This is a genomic window from Psychrosphaera sp. F3M07 (assembly GCF_018860345.1).
GTDB lineage: Bacteria > Pseudomonadota > Gammaproteobacteria > Enterobacterales > Alteromonadaceae > Psychrosphaera > Psychrosphaera aquimarina.
On record NZ_JAHKPJ010000021.1, the window covers coordinates 255,988 to 271,477 of the forward strand.

Here is a 15,490-nt window from a genome sequence, read left to right on the forward strand (position 1 = left end):
AAAAAGGTGATTTCATTTCTGAAATCACCTTTTTTATTTATGTCTCGTAGCCCTAGCTCCTAACACGAAGCTCGCTACTCGAATCTCAATACTTATAGACTAAAGTTCAAAGTCGTCAAACGCACTAGCATCAACATCAGAATCAATTTGTCCCACTAAGTAAGAGCTAATTTCTGACTCTTGTGGTGCTACTTGAACGTTGTCAGATTCTAAATACTTATTCATCCAAGGAAGAGGATTGCTCTTAATGTCATACATGGCTGGAATGCCTATGGCTGACAAACGGTGATTAGCAATATACTCAACGTACTGGCATAAAATTTCTTCGTTTAAACCAATCATAGAACCGTCTTTAAATAAGTATTTTGCCCATTCTTTTTCTTGGTCAACTGCATTAACAAAGATTTGTTTCGCTTCTTGGAAACACTCAATGCTGATCTCTTGCATTTCAGGATCATCTTGCCCATCTGCCCACAAGTTTATTATGTGTTGAGTTGAGGTTAAATGTAAGTTCTCATCACGAGCAATCAAACGAATGATCTTAGAATTACCTTCCATGATTTCACGTTCAGCAAATGCAAAGGTACAAGCAAAACTGACGTAAAAACGAATCGCTTCTAATGCGTTAATTGAGTTTACCGCTAAATAAAGTTTCTTTTTAAGCTCTCTAAGTGTGATGTTGTAAGTAACACCATCAACCACATGTTCACCAAGGCCTTGTGTTTGATATAACTGAGTGCAGAAAATTAAGTCATCGTAGTATTTAGAAATGTCAGAAGCGCGTTTTAATATCTCTTCGTTTCTAACGATGTCATCAAATACTTCACTTGGGTCAGTAAATAAGTTTCTTAATATATGAGTATATGAACGAGAGTGAATCGTTTCACTGAAAGACCAAGTTTCAATCCACGTTTCTAGCTCAGGCAATGACGTGATTGGCAATAACGCAACGTTAGGGCTTCGGCCTTGAATTGAATCTAATAACGTTTGGTACTTTAAGTTTGAAATAAAAATATGTTTTTCGCTGTCTGTCATCGACTGAAAATCAGCACGGTCTTTACTAACATCAATTTCTTCTGGACGCCAAAAGAATGAAAGTTGTTTTTCGATTAACTTTTCAAAAATGCTGTGACGTTGTTGATCGTATCGAGCTACGTTTACTGGTTGTCCAAAAAACATAGGTTCTTTTAACGCATCGACGATAGTTTGATTAAACGTGGTGTATTTCATATTTTTTTTATTCTCTAATTCTTTAGTTATCCACGGTAATGATACCGTGGATACATATTCCCTGACTAAATTTTACAAGCGCCGCCTTCACAATCGTCATCTTCTTCGATAACAACTGTGGTTGGATTAGCAGCCGTAGCCTCTGATTTACCACCAGTACTGATACCAGCTTGGTCTCGTGTATTATGGTAATACAAAGTTTTTAAACCGTATTTATAGGCTGTTAACAAGTCTTTTAACAGCTGTTGCATAGGCACTCTGTTCTCAGGGTATTTTGTTGGGTCATAGTTAGTATTCGCCGAAATCGTTTGGTCGATAAACTTCTGCATAATACCGCACAACTGTAAGTAACCTTCGTTACTAGTAATATCCCACAATAATTCATATTGATTACGTAAACGGCCAAGTTCAGGAACCACTTGTTTTAATACGCCATCTTTACTTGATTTAACCGAAATCAATCCACGTGGTGGCTCGACACCATTTGTCGCATTCGATATCTGAGATGACGTCTCAGAAGGCATTAATGCTGACAATGTAGAGTTACGTAATCCATGTTTAACAATGTCAGTACGTAATGTTTCCCAATCTAAATGTAAAGGTTCATCACAATAACCATCAACAGACTTCTTATAAGTGTCAATTGGTAATAAACCTTGAGCGTAAGTTGTCTCGTTAAATTTAGGGCAAGCACCACGCTCTTGCGCTAAGTCGTTTGATGCTTTTAATAAGTAAAATTGAATCGCTTCAAAGGTACGGTGAATTAAGTTGTTGCCACTACCGTCTGAGTATTTAGCACCATTTTTTGCAAGATAATAAGCAAAGTTAATAACACCAACACCTAATGTTCTGCGTCCCATTGTTGCGTTGAACGCAGCGGGAACCGGATAATCTTGGTAATCTAATAAGTTATCTAAGGCTCTTACCGCTAATTGTGCTAACTCTTCAAGTTCATCCAAAGATTCTATCGCACCTAAATTGAAGGCAGATAATGTACAAAGAGCAATTTCACCTTCTTCGTCATTTACATTCTGTAAAGGCTTAGTTGGTAGAGCAATCTCTAAACATAAGTTACTTTGGCGAACTGGGGCAAACTCAGGATTAAATGGACTGTGTGTATTACAGTGATCAACATTTTGTAAGTAAATACGACCTGTACTTGCACGTTCGTTTAAGAATAAAGTAAATAATTCAACGGCTTTAATACGTTTCTTACGAATACTTTCATCTTGTTCGTATTTTACGTATAGCTCTTCAAATAGGTCTTGGTCAGCAAAATAAGCATCGTACAAACCTGGTACGTCAGAAGGGCTGAATAAAGTAATGTATTCGTCTTTAATTAAGCGTTGGTACATAGTTCGGTTGAACTGCACACCATAATCTAAATGACGAACGCGGTTTTCTTCAACACCACGGTTATTTTTTAGAACAAGTAATGATTCTACTTCTAAATGCCATAAAGGGTAAAAGAGTGTAGCAGCACCACCACGAACACCACCTTGAGAACAGCTTTTAACAGCCGTTTGGAAATGTTTGTAAAAAGGAATACAACCTGTATGGAATGCTTCACCGTTACGGATTGCACTACCTAGAGCACGAATTCTACCGGCATTAATACCGATACCTGCACGTTGGCTTACGTATTTTACTATGGCAGAGGTTGTCGCATTAATTGAATCTAAGTTATCGCCAGCTTCTATTAATACACAAGAACTAAATTGGCGAGTAGGAGTACGGACGCCCGCCATAATAGGAGTTGGTAACGATATTTTGAATTTAGACGTCGCATCATAAAAACGCTGAATGTAATCTAAGCGTGTTTCTTTTGGGTATTTGGCGAATAAACAAGCCGCAACTAACACATATAAAAATTGAGCACTTTCATATATTTTACCGGTTACGCGGTTTTGAACTAAATATTTACCTTCTAGCTGTTTAACAGCAGCATAACTAAAGTCTAAATCTCGTGAGTGGACAATAAATTTATCCATTTCATCAAATTCAGCTTCAGTGAAGTCTTCTAATAAATGTTCATCGTAACGTTTGTCTGCGACCATTGCTTTTACGTGATTGTACAAACGTGGTGGCTCAAATTGGCCATACGCTTTTTTACGTAAATGGAATACAGCTAAACGCGCTGATAAATATTGGTAATCTGGCGTTTGTTCAGAGATCAGATCCGCCGCAGCTTTTATGATCGTTTCGTGAATATCTTCAGTTTTGATACCATCATAGAACTGAATATGAGATTTGATTTCAACCTCAGATACAGAAACGTTATCTAAACCCTTGGCTGCCCAAGTGATAACGCGATGGATTTTATCTAGATCAAGAGGTTCTTTAACTCCATCTCTTTTACTAACAGATAGGTTCTGATTCATCTGGCCAGTTTATCCTTTATTTTTATTATTTGCGCACGACTTTAATATCGTTTTTTGTTGACAACTATATGTAGGGGTGTTTTTGATTAAAAACACATCATGTAGTGCCTAACTTGTTTGTTAGGCACAAGATAGAGTGTATGAAGTGTGAATGCAAGCTCAAATTTCGCTTCAATATTGAGCATTAATTGGTATTGTAAGTAGCTCCTAACGCTACACAATAAAGTGTAAATACGAGCTAAAAAAAATCTACATTTTATTGAAAAAAAAAGTCCATTTTATAAATTATTTTTTTTCTCACGTACTGAATTAAAAAGTGAGCAGTCAAGTAAAAAACAATGGAAATCTTATATTAAAATCTTATTGATCTAACTTTTCAAAATATAAAATGTAATTTACATCGATGTTAGGTTTTAAGGTGAACTGTTCATTTAATGGATTGTAATGTAATCCAATTGCATCCCTTATTTTTAAACCGTAACGTTCGGCCCACTGAATAAGTTGTGCCGGTTTTATGAACTTTTCAAATTCATGTGTGCCATTGGGTACTAACTTCAATACTTTTTCAGCACCAACGATGGCTAATAAGTAACTTATAGCGGTTTTATTTAAGGTTGAGAAAAAGACACGCCCCCCTGGTTTACATGCATTTGCGGCGGCACAAATGATTGATTCTGGGTCTGGAACGTGTTCCAACATTTCCATGCAAGTAACAATATCAAACTGTTGATAATGTTGTTGGCTAAAGTCTTCTGCGTTGATGTTTTGATATCTTACGTTTTTTACTCCAGCTTCTAAGGCATGAAGTTTGGCAACATCTAAAGAATCTTGTGCTAAATCGATACCGACAACATTAGCAGACAATTTAGCTAAACTCTCAGCCAAAATACCACCGCCACAACCAATATCTAGCAATTCTTTATGGGCTACTGAGCCTGCCATTTGTTGAATATAAGACACTCTAACAGGGTTTAATTTATGTAGTGGTTTGAAGCTACCTTCCATATCCCACCATGAAGCCGCAATGGAATTAAATTTGTCAATTTCGTTGGAATCGACATTGGTGTTTTCACTCAGATCAGAACTCATAAATTTTGTGCCACTTATATAAGGTAATTAATGTGATTATATGAGTCAGAAAAAAATAAAGATAGATGAAATAAAAGTGATTGTTCAATTAAAACGCAAATACAGTGGTCACAAAGGGCGAATAAACAATTTTTAATCATTTTGCATAGGGTAGGCAATAAAGACGCTGAAATTGCACTAGCGTGACGATACGAATGTGTTACAATCGCGAGCAAGATCCATACTAATAAAAACTTACTTTAAGTAGTTGCAGGGAATAGTGCGTTTATGACAGATCATACTGATAATATTAGTCCTATTAATATTGAAGAAGAATTAAAAACCAGTTACCTAGATTATGCCATGAGTGTAATCGTTGGCCGTGCGTTACCAGATGTACGAGATGGATTAAAACCAGTTCATCGTCGCGTATTATTTGCGATGAACGAATTAAAAAATGACTGGAACAAACCTTATAAGAAATCTGCACGTGTTGTTGGTGACGTTATTGGTAAATATCACCCACATGGTGATAGTGCGGTATACGATACCATCGTACGTATGGCACAGCCTTTCTCATTACGTTATACATTAGTAGATGGTCAAGGTAACTTCGGTTCAGTTGACGGTGATTCTGCAGCAGCCATGCGTTATACCGAAATTCGTATGGAAAAGTTAGCTCATGAATTATTAGCTGACTTAGAAAAAGAAACGGTAGATTTTGTACCAAACTACGATGGTCAAGAACACATTCCAGTTGTTTTACCAACAAAAGTGCCTAACTTATTAGTTAATGGTTCTTCTGGTATTGCTGTTGGTATGGCGACAAACATTCCGCCACATTCATTACGCGAAGTTATTGACGGCACACTTGCGTTGTCACATAACGAAGATATTACTGTTGAAGAGTTGATGGAGCATATTCCTGGTCCTGATTTTCCAACAGGCGCGATCATCAATGGCCGTAAAGGTATAATAGATGCTTATAATACCGGTCGCGGTAAAGTATATATCCGTGCACAAGCCACTATCGAAACTGATGAAGCTAATGGTAAAGACACCATTATTGTTACTGAAATTCCTTATCAAGTTAACAAAGCAAGATTGATCGAGAAAATTGCTGAGTTAGTTAAAGATAAAAAAGTGGAAGGCATTACGGCATTACGTGACGAGTCTGATAAAGACGGTATGCGTATTGTTATAGAAATCAAACGTGGTGAACCGTCAGAAGTTATTTTAAACCAATTATATTCATTGACTCAGTTACAGACTGTGTTTGGTATGAATATGGTTGCATTAACACATGGTCAGCCAAAAATTCACACGTTAAAAGAAATGCTAGAAGCATTTTTATCTCACCGTCGTGAAGTTGTTACCCGTCGTACGGTATTTGATCTCCGTAAAGCGCGTGACCGTGCCCATATATTAGAAGCATTAGCAATTGCGTTGGTGAACATAGATCCAATCATTGCATTAATCAAAGATTCTCCAACACCAGCCGAAGCAAAAGTTAAGTTAGTTGCCCAAGGTTGGCCTTTAGGGAATGTTGCAGCCATGCTTGAAAAAGCAGGGGAAGACTCAGCACGTCCAGAGTGGTTAGAGCCCGAGTTTGGTATTCGTGATGGTGTCTATTATATGACTGAGCAACAAGCTCAAGCCATCTTAGAGTTGCGTTTACACAGATTAACAGGTCTAGAACATGAGAAGATACTTGCTGAATACGGTGAGATCTTAGAGCTAATTGCTGAACTGTTATACATTTTAGGTAGCCCAGAACGATTAATGGAAGTTATTCGTGAAGAGTTAGCCGTGATACGTGAAACATATGGTGATGAACGTTGTACTGAAATACGCGATGCATCACACGATATAAACCTTGAAGATCTTATTAATGAAGAAGATGTTGTGGTAACACTTTCTCACGAAGGTTACTGTAAATATCAACCGTTAACTGATTACCAAGCACAACGTCGTGGTGGTCGTGGTAAATCTGCGACTAAGATGAAAGATGAAGATTTCATTGAAAAACTCTTAGTGGCCAACACCCATGACACTATTCTATGTTTCTCTGATAAAGGTCGTATGTATTGGTTGAAAGTATACCAATTACCTTTAGCAAGCAGACAGTCTCGTGGTCGTCCTATCATCAATTTATTGCCTTTAGATGCTGATGAGAAGATAACTACTATTTTACCTGTACAAGAATATGAAGCTGATAAGTTTGTATTTATGGCAACAGCCAACGGTACGGTTAAGAAAACAGCGTTAACGGAATATTCTCGTCCACGAGCTAACGGTATTATTGCAGTAGGTCTTAACGACGGTGATAAACTGATTGGTGCATCTATTACCAATGGTGAAAATGAAATCATGTTGTTCTCACAAAACGGTAAAGTGGTTCGATTCCATGAAAGCCAAGTTCGTTCTATGGGACGTACTGCAACGGGTGTTCGTGGTATCAAATTAACTGAAGACGCTAAAGTAGTATCGTTAATTGTTCCAGACGCTGAAGGTAATATCTTAACCGTTACTGAAAATGGCTTTGGTAAACGTACTCCTCAAGCGGATTACCCAGCTAAGAGCCGTGCAACACAGGGTGTTGTATCAATTAAAGTTAGTGAAAGAAATGGATTGGTTGTTGGTGCAACACAGGTTGCAGATAATCATGAAATTATGATCATTAGTGATAAAGGTACCTTAGTTCGTACTAAAGTTGATGAAGTTTCAGTTGTTGGTCGAAATACACAAGGTGTACGTTTGATCAGAACAATTGAAGGTGAAAACGTTGTCGCTCTAGCACGTATTGAAGAGATTGAAGAAGACGAAACATTATTATTGGATGAAGATGGTAATGTTATTGAACCTGAAGTTGTTGCTGGTGATGTAGAAGGTGAAGAGGTTGTTACACCTTCAGAAACTGACTCTACAGAAGTAGAAGACGACACTGACAATGAAAGCGATGAAAGTTAATTAAACGCTTAACATGATAAAGAGGCTCTACGGAGCCTTTTTTTGTGCCTGATTATTAACCCTTTCGGGGTTAAATAATAATCAATTTTAATCTTTACTAAAATAAATGACAAAGTTGCATAAATATCAATTGAGTGAATATATGTAACGGGTTAGAGTAAATATTCAATTTGAAATAAATCATAATAATATTTTTTAAATCTCCACAACAAATAGCACCAATAAATGAGAACAAGATGACGGTATATAACTTTTGCGCAGGTCCTGCCAAACTTCCTGATGAAGTAATGATCAAAGCTCAATCTGAATTTAGAGATTGGAATAATACAGGTTGTTCTGTGATGGAATTAAGTCACAGAAGCAAGGTTTATATCGAAGTCTATGATCAAGCAATTCAGTCACTGAAAACATTACTGAACATTGGTGATGAGTACACAGTGTTATTCATGCATGGTGGTGGTCGAGGTCAATTTTCAGCAGTTCCGCTTAATCTCTTAACAGAGAAGAAACAAGCCCATTATGGTGTTACCGGTTCATGGTCTAAATCAGCAGTAGCTGAAGCTGAAAAATTTGGGGCCATCACGGCTCGTAATTATGTAAATGTTGATACGAAAGGTCAAAAAAGTGTATTAGGTTTTGATCAATGGCAGGTAAATAACACTGCCGATTTTTTACATTACTGTCCTAATGAAACCGTTGATGGCATCGAAATATTCGAATCGCCTAAATTTGAAATACCTGTGGTTGCCGATATGTCATCGACGATCTTATCTCGCCAAATTGAACTTAATGATTACGACTTAATATACGCCGGTGCGCAAAAAAACATAGGTCCATCAGGGTTAAGTATTGTTGTTGTTAAAAAAGAACTATTAGCTCGCAGTAACGACTCAATTCCATCGGTATTAAACTACAAACTGACGGCAGAAAACGACAGTATGTTTAATACACCACCAACGTACGCTATTTATTTAGCTAAATTGGTATTTGATTGGTTATTAGAACGTGGCGGTGTAGCAGCACAAGAAGTATTAAATATAGAAAAAGCGAAATGTTTATACCAAGCCATTGATGCTTCAGATTTTTATTCAAATAATATTTCACAAAATAATCGTTCGCGTATGAATGTACCATTTTTCTTAGCCAATGATTCTTTGGATAAGTTATTTTTAGAGCAAGCTGAGAATAATGGATTATTAGCGTTAAAAGGGCACCGAATTGTCGGTGGCATGCGTGCCAGTCTTTATAATGCAATGCCAATTGAAGGCGTTAAAACACTAGTTGAATTTATGCAGGAGTTCGAACGTACCCATGCTTAATAATAAAGAAATGGCTAATACAAATAAACACGATTCATTAACGCTTGACCATATTACCGCTTTCAGTGGTGATGTTACGGTACCTGGTTCAAAAAGCCTCTCTAATAGAGCACTTTTACTTGCTGCCCTGTGTGATTCAAAAACCACGATTCGTAATTTGTTAGACAGCGATGACATTCGCCACATGTTAAATGCGTTAACTGCGTTGGGGATCCAAACAGAATTAAATGATGACAAAACAGAATGTGTGGTGTCTGGTAATGGCGGTAAGTTTACGACGCCAAGCAGTGCTTTATTTTTAGGTAACGCAGGAACCGCAATGCGACCTCTGGCTGCGGTACTGGCATTTTCTGGCGTTTCAGTGGAATTAACCGGTGAACCGAGAATGTTCGAACGTCCAATTGGCCATTTGGTCGACGCATTATTGCCATTAGGCGCAAACATTGAGTATTTAGGCGATACTGATTTTCCACCTTTAAAATTAACACCATTTGAACAGGTTGATTGTTCAGAAGTAAATATTGAAGGCAGTGTATCAAGTCAATTTTTATCTGCTTTGTTGATGGCAGCTCCTTTATTAGGAAGAACGATCACCATAAATATGATAGGTGAACTGGTTTCTAAACCTTACATAGATTTAACGTTAAACATCATCAAACAGTTTGGTGTAAACATTACCAACAATAACTATCAATCATTTGTTATTGAAGCGGGTCAACGTTATGTTTCGCCTGGTGATTTTATGGTAGAAGGGGATGCATCTTCTGCATCATACTTCTTAGCGGCAGGTGCACTTAGTGGCGGTCCGGTTAATGTCTATGGTGTTGGTAAACATAGTGTTCAAGGTGATATTCAATTTGCTGATGTATTAGCCAAAATGGGGGCAACGATTAATTATTATGACGATCATATCTCCGTTAGTTCTAACGGACAGCTAAATGCAGTTGATATGGATATGAATCATATTCCCGATGCTGCAATGACGATTGCAACCACGGCATTATTTGCCAAAGGTACTACAGCAATAAGAAATATTTATAATTGGCGAGTAAAAGAAACCGATAGACTTCATGCTATGGCTACCGAACTTAAAAAAGTTGGCGCGACAGTAGAAGAAGGGCATGATTATATTATTGTTACGCCTAATAAAATTAATCACGCAGCGATAGATACTTATGACGATCATCGTATTGCTATGTGTTTCTCTTTATTAGCCTTCGATAAACAGAGCGTAACCATTAATGACCCTAAAGTAACGAGTAAAACCTTCCCGGATTATTTCACACGATTCAATTCATTAGTAAAATAATTAGTAAATAAATACCCAATATTAAATCATATTTATGCAAAAGCCTTAACTTAGGCTTTTGCAAGAGATTTAAATTCGTTCTAAATCAATTTCCTTTTATTTTAATTCGAGTATAATCCCGCCCGCAAATTCACCGTATGGAGTATTTATGGAGCAAACAATTCCGGTTATCACTATCGATGGCCCTAGTGGAGCAGGTAAAGGCACAGTATGTCGTTTATTGGCTCAAAAGTTAGGCTGGGAGATCTTAGACAGTGGTGCAATCTACCGAGTATTAGCATTAGCTTCCATCCATCATCAAATTGAACCATCAGACGAAGATAGCCTAATTCCTTTGGCTGCACATTTAGATGTTCAATTCTTATCAACCGAAACCAGCTCTAAAATTATTTTAGAGGGTGAAGAAGTTACTCAATCTATACGCAACGAAGAAGTAGGCGGTATTGCCTCTCAAATTGCGGCTTTGCCACGTGTTCGCGAGGCATTATTACGCCGTCAACGTGCCTTCCGACAGTTACCTGGTTTAATTGCTGACGGTCGAGACATGGGAACGGTTGTATTCCCAGATGCAGAAATTAAAGTATTTCTTACGGCAAGTGCCGAAGAGAGAGCGAATAGACGTTATTTAGAGTTGAAACAAAAGGGGCACGATGTTAAAATCGGCGACCTTTTGACCGAGATACAAGCTCGAGACGATAGAGATACCAACCGATCAGTAGCACCTATGGTGCCTGCAGAGGATGCAATCGAAGTTGACTCAACGAGTATTTCAGCTCAAGAAGTGTTTGAACAACTTATTGTCGTTGTTGAAGCTAAATTTGGTAAGTAGTTAGGTAACCTTTTATTTTGAAAGGTTTTTAACATAATTAACAGCCTTGTTAGCATGGATGTAACAAGTTAAAAATCAACCCATAGTCGCTGGAACGCCTCTTTGGAATTAATGAAGATAAATCATGACAGAAAATTTTGCAGCATTATTTGAAGAAAGCCTACAGGTTATAGAAACTCGTCCAGGTTCAATTGTTAAAGGTACAATCGTATCAATCGATCGTGACTTAGTATTAGTAGACGCTGGTCTTAAATCTGAATCTGCTATTCCAGCAGCTCAGTTTAAAAACCACGCTGGCGAACTAGAGGTTGCAGTGGGTGACGTTGTTGACGTTGCACTAGAATCAATCGAAGACGGTTTCGGCGAAACTATCTTATCTCGTGAAAAAGCAAAACGTTACGAGTCTTGGGTACGCCTTGAAAAAGCTTGTGAAGAACAAGAAATCGTTAAAGGTGTTATCTCTGGTAAAGTTAAAGGTGGTTTCACTGTTGAAGTTGAAGGTATCAGAGCTTTCTTACCAGGTTCTCTAGTAGATGTACGTCCTATTCGTGACACATCTCACCTAGAAGGCAAAGAATTAGAATTTAAAGTTATCAAGCTTGACCAAAAACGCAACAACGTTGTTGTTTCACGTCGCGCAGTTATCGAAACTGAAAACTCTGCAGAACGTGAAGAACTTCTTGCTAACCTTGAAGAAGGTTCAGAAGTTAAAGGTATCGTTAAGAACCTTACAGATTACGGTGCGTTCGTTGATCTTGGTGGCTTAGACGGTTTATTACACATCACTGACATGGCTTGGAAACGCGTTAAGCACCCAAGTGAAATCGTTGCAGTTGGTGACGAAATAGACGTTAAAGTACTTAAATTTGATAAAGAAAAGAACCGTGTATCTCTAGGTCTTAAGCAATTAGGTTCAGATCCTTGGGGCGACATCGCTGGTCGTTACCCAGAGTCTTCACGTCTTAAAGGTCGTGTTACTAACCTTACAGACTACGGTTGTTTTGTTGAAATCGAAGACGGTATCGAAGGTCTTGTTCACGTTTCAGAAATGGACTGGACAAACAAGAATATCCATCCTTCAAAAGTTGTTAACTTAGGTGACGAAGTTGAAGTTATGGTTCTTGAAATTGACGAAGAGCGTCGTCGTATTTCTCTAGGTCTTAAGCAATGTAAAGACAATCCTTGGGAAGTATTCGCTAAGACTCACAACAAAGGTGATCGTGTTTCTGGTAGCATCAAGTCTATCACTGACTTCGGTATCTTTATTGGTCTTGATGGCGGTATTGACGGTCTTGTTCACTTATCTGACATTTCTTGGAATGTTTCTGGTGAAGACGCTGTACGTGAATTCAAGAAAGGCGACGAAATCGAAGCTGTTGTTTTACAAGTTGACCCAGAGCGTGAGCGTATCTCTCTAGGTGTTAAACAAATGGATTCTGACCCGTTCAGTGAATACTTAGAAAACAACAAAAAAGGTACTGTAGTTAAAGGTCAAATTAAAGACGTTGACGCTAAAGGTGCTACTGTTGTTCTAGGTACAGAAGTTGAAGGTTACATCCGTGTATCTGAAATTTCAGCAGAACGCGTTGAAGACGCTTCTACAGTATTAAAAGCTGGTGAAGAAGTTGAAGCTAAGTTTGTTGGTGTTGATCGTAAGAACCGTGTAATTAGCTTATCTATTAAAGCTATCTTCGCGGCTGAAGAGAAACAAGCATTAGACAACTTGCAAAGTCAAACTCCTGAGTTTGAAAACGCAATGGCTGCAGCATTCAAAAATGCACAAAAAGACTAATAATTAATTATTAGCAAAAAAGGGAGCTTAGGCTCCCTTTTTTATTAGTTAAAATCTATCGTAACTGAAACTCACTAAAACTTTCTGCAAAATATACTCAACACTTAACTTCCAAATTAACATTACTCATTAGAAATATTGAAATTGGCATAATTCATTATGGATTACGAAAAAATGAATCAGTAGCTTGTTCACTGCATATTGAGAGAACTATAAAGATAAAATTAAAGAGGAAGCGAACAGGAGTGGAAATTATAATTAGCTTACTTATGCGTGAGAATCAAAACTTAACTCGTTACACCTACATCAGTTTAACCTTAAATGTTAAGTAAATAGGATGAGTGTCACCGCTTCTGATTAATTACAAAACAGGGTATACCAGATGACAAGAGGATTGAGCTTGTCACTCATTAAATAAGGTAGTTTATCTATTTAACATCATTAGCTTAACTTAAGCTTACTCATGGTGAATTTTAACCATATTAAGAATAAGACAGATGCAGTTGATAAGCCAATAACCGTACCAACCCAAAAACCTTGGGGTCCCATCGCTGGCACTATGTGGTCAGTTCTTCCTAACAAATATCCTAAGGTAAAGCCAATTGGCCAGTAGGAAATAAAAGTAATATAAAATAAAGGTTTAGTAATCTTTAAGCCTTTAAATACGCCTGCGGCCATAACTTGAATGGCATCTGGTAGTTGGTATATGGCAGTGATGACTAATATACTTGCTGCCAGTGCAACGACTTCCGGTTTTGAGGTATAAATAAGAATGATCTGCTCACGGAAGAAAAAGGTGGTTAACATAACTAACGTACCAAAACTTACCGCCATGAAAAAACAGGTCTTGATGGAATATTTCAACTTGTCTAAATCACCAACGCCTTTTAAATAACCAACTCGTATTGTCGCAGCCATCGCCAAGCTTAATGGAAACATGAAGACTACAGCACTATAACTAAATGCTACTTGATGACCAGCAACTGCGATCGAACCTAATGGGGCAATAAATAGGGCCATAAAAGCAAATAGGCTAGATTCGAACAATAAAGACAGTGCAATAGGGGTACCTAATTTTGTTAATATTTTTATGCTTTCTGGATTCGGTTTCTCTGGGTGCTTAAATATTTGAAAAGGTTTTAAGTTTCGTGAAATATTAAAGTAGATTAACAAACTGATTAAACTTATCCATTGTACGATAGCTGTTGCAAGACCACAGCCTGCGCCACCTAACTCCGGCGCACCAAGCTTACCAAATACAAATATATAATTAAGCGGAATATTCGCCAGAAGTGCTATGACACTGACGATTAATGCCGGTTTTGTTACTCCAATACCTTCGCAAAAACCACGTAACGCAAAAAATAGACAGGTGGGTAATATGCCCCAAACCACATAATTTAAGTAACCGATAGACTTATCATGCAATTCGGTTTCTAAGTCTAAGTTTTCTAACGGAATATGAACAAACTGGAATAAACAAACAATAACAAGTGTGATAGCTGCAGCGATATAAGCACCTTGGAATAAAGTTGATACCATTTGTGCCTGATTGTTATTGTTTTTACTGGAACCAAATAAATGAGCGATGACAGGCGTGATAGCAATTAATAAACCTTGCGCTGAAAATATAACAGGAGACCAAATACCGGTAGCGATAGAAACAGACGCCATGTCAACATGTCCTGCTCTACTTGCCATTACCGTGTCCGTAAAAAACATTAAACTTGCCGTTATTTGGGTCAGCAATAGTGGAATGGCTAACTTTAAAATGTGTTTTACTTCGGTGAAATCAAATACTTTCATGAATAACTTTATAAAATTCAAAAACTAAATACATTATGAAGTGAATGTTGATTTGAAACCAGTTTTGCGTAAATTAATTGGTAAAACATGCCCCAGATTATCCTTTATTGAACTTAGTAGCTGCTAGAAATCAATTAATAGTACATAAACTCTAAAAATACTGATTTATAGGTTTCTATATTCAGCCCTATATGGCAAAGTCGGGGCATAAGTTAGTTGAAATTCGTTTTTGAATTATCAAGTTTATTACTTAAAGTTAGACGTCGTATTTATCAGTTTATAATAGGTGGTTTGGTTTTTAATTATGGCAAGAAAAAACACATCTGTATTGTTTGTATGTTTGGGTAATATCTGCCGTTCTCCTACTGCACATGCTGTATTTCGACAAAAATTAAAACAAACCAAGTTAAATGTGATCTTGGATAGTGCCGGTACCGCTGGGTATCACGTTGGTGCTACGCCTGATAAACGTTCAATTAAACATGGCTTGGCAAGGAATTATGATTTTTCTGATTTATTTGCCAGAGCCGTTAAAAATGACGATTTTGAATTTTATGATCATATTTTGGCCATGGATAAAGCCAATTACCAAGACTTAATGGCTAAATGTCCAAGTATTTATCAACACAAAATAAACTTGTTTCTAGACTATGCAGAAAATTATCCAGATTACGATGAAGTGCCTGACCCTTATTATGGTGGAGATCAGGGTTTTGAAATCGTTCTGGATTTAATCGAAGATGCCAGTGATGGCTTAATTAATTATCTCTCAAAATAAAAGGGTGA

Annotated in this window: 10 protein-coding genes; 6 read left to right on the forward strand and 4 right to left on the reverse strand. The window is 37.4% G+C overall.

Annotated elements, in window-relative coordinates:
* Nucleotides 1-99: 99 nt before the first annotated feature.
* From nrdB to ubiG, 3 genes are all read right to left on the reverse strand, one after another.
* A complete protein-coding gene (gene nrdB, locus KO505_RS11910) occupies nucleotides 100-1,230 on the reverse strand; it encodes a class Ia ribonucleoside-diphosphate reductase subunit beta (protein ID WP_216055671.1) in 1,131 nt (376 codons plus the stop codon).
* Between the two features lie 65 nt (nucleotides 1,231-1,295).
* Nucleotides 1,296-3,611 (reverse strand): class 1a ribonucleoside-diphosphate reductase subunit alpha, encoded by a 2,316-nt coding sequence (nrdA, locus tag KO505_RS11915; protein ID WP_216055672.1) that lies wholly within the window; start codon nucleotides 3,609-3,611, stop codon nucleotides 1,296-1,298.
* A 360-nt stretch (nucleotides 3,612-3,971) separates the two neighbouring features.
* A complete protein-coding gene (gene ubiG / locus KO505_RS11920) occupies nucleotides 3,972-4,688 on the reverse strand; it encodes a bifunctional 2-polyprenyl-6-hydroxyphenol methylase/3-demethylubiquinol 3-O-methyltransferase UbiG (RefSeq protein ID WP_216055993.1) in 717 nt (238 codons plus the stop codon).
* Between the two features lie 279 nt (nucleotides 4,689-4,967).
* Here ubiG and gyrA point away from each other — a divergent pair, with 279 nt between their 5' ends.
* From gyrA to rpsA, 5 genes are all read left to right on the forward strand, one after another.
* Entirely contained in the window at nucleotides 4,968-7,649 is a 2,682-nt protein-coding gene (gyrA, locus tag KO505_RS11925) for a DNA gyrase subunit A (protein WP_216055673.1), read from the forward strand.
* Nucleotides 7,650-7,885: 236 nt separating this feature from the next.
* Complete coding sequence (serC, locus tag KO505_RS11930) at nucleotides 7,886-8,968, forward strand: 3-phosphoserine/phosphohydroxythreonine transaminase (RefSeq protein ID WP_216055674.1); 1,083 nt, start codon at nucleotides 7,886-7,888, stop codon at nucleotides 8,966-8,968.
* A complete protein-coding gene (aroA, locus tag KO505_RS11935) occupies nucleotides 8,961-10,277 on the forward strand; it encodes a 3-phosphoshikimate 1-carboxyvinyltransferase (RefSeq protein ID WP_252731777.1) in 1,317 nt (438 codons plus the stop codon). Before serC ends, aroA begins: the two co-directional genes overlap by 8 nt.
* A 148-nt stretch (nucleotides 10,278-10,425) precedes the next feature.
* Nucleotides 10,426-11,106: a (d)CMP kinase gene (gene cmk / locus KO505_RS11940; RefSeq protein WP_216055675.1), complete on the forward strand. Its 681-nt coding sequence runs from the start codon at nucleotides 10,426-10,428 to the stop codon at nucleotides 11,104-11,106.
* A 124-nt stretch (nucleotides 11,107-11,230) separates the two neighbouring features.
* Nucleotides 11,231-12,898: a 30S ribosomal protein S1 gene (gene rpsA / locus KO505_RS11945; RefSeq protein ID WP_216055676.1), complete on the forward strand. Its 1,668-nt coding sequence runs from the start codon at nucleotides 11,231-11,233 to the stop codon at nucleotides 12,896-12,898.
* A gap of 441 nt (nucleotides 12,899-13,339) precedes the next feature.
* Here the strand turns inward: rpsA and KO505_RS11950 are convergent, their stop codons facing one another.
* A complete protein-coding gene (locus KO505_RS11950; protein ID WP_216055677.1) occupies nucleotides 13,340-14,704 on the reverse strand; it encodes an MATE family efflux transporter in 1,365 nt (454 codons plus the stop codon).
* 304 nt (nucleotides 14,705-15,008) lie between these two features.
* On the opposite strand from KO505_RS11950, the gene KO505_RS11955 reads away from it, so the two are divergent.
* The gene (locus KO505_RS11955) at nucleotides 15,009-15,482 is read left to right on the forward strand and encodes a low molecular weight protein-tyrosine-phosphatase (protein WP_216055678.1); all 474 of its coding nucleotides are present in this window, start codon (nucleotides 15,009-15,011) and stop codon (nucleotides 15,480-15,482) included.
* Nucleotides 15,483-15,490: the final 8 nt, after the last annotated feature.

Coding starts and splice junctions, on each gene's coding strand:
- nrdB (WP_216055671.1), bottom strand. CDS start 1,230: ATGAAATACACCACGTTTAATCAAACTATCGTCGATGCGTTAAAAGAA.
- nrdA (WP_216055672.1), bottom strand. CDS start 3,611: ATGAATCAGAACCTATCTGTTAGTAAAAGAGATGGAGTTAAAGAACCT.
- gyrA (WP_216055673.1), top strand. CDS start 4,968: ATGACAGATCATACTGATAATATTAGTCCTATTAATATTGAAGAAGAA.
- serC (WP_216055674.1), top strand. CDS start 7,886: ATGACGGTATATAACTTTTGCGCAGGTCCTGCCAAACTTCCTGATGAA.
- aroA (WP_252731777.1), top strand. CDS start 8,961: ATGCTTAATAATAAAGAAATGGCTAATACAAATAAACACGATTCATTA.
- cmk (WP_216055675.1), top strand. CDS start 10,426: ATGGAGCAAACAATTCCGGTTATCACTATCGATGGCCCTAGTGGAGCA.
- rpsA (WP_216055676.1), top strand. CDS start 11,231: ATGACAGAAAATTTTGCAGCATTATTTGAAGAAAGCCTACAGGTTATA.
- KO505_RS11950 (WP_216055677.1), bottom strand. CDS start 14,704: ATGAAAGTATTTGATTTCACCGAAGTAAAACACATTTTAAAGTTAGCC.
- KO505_RS11955 (WP_216055678.1), top strand. CDS start 15,009: ATGGCAAGAAAAAACACATCTGTATTGTTTGTATGTTTGGGTAATATC.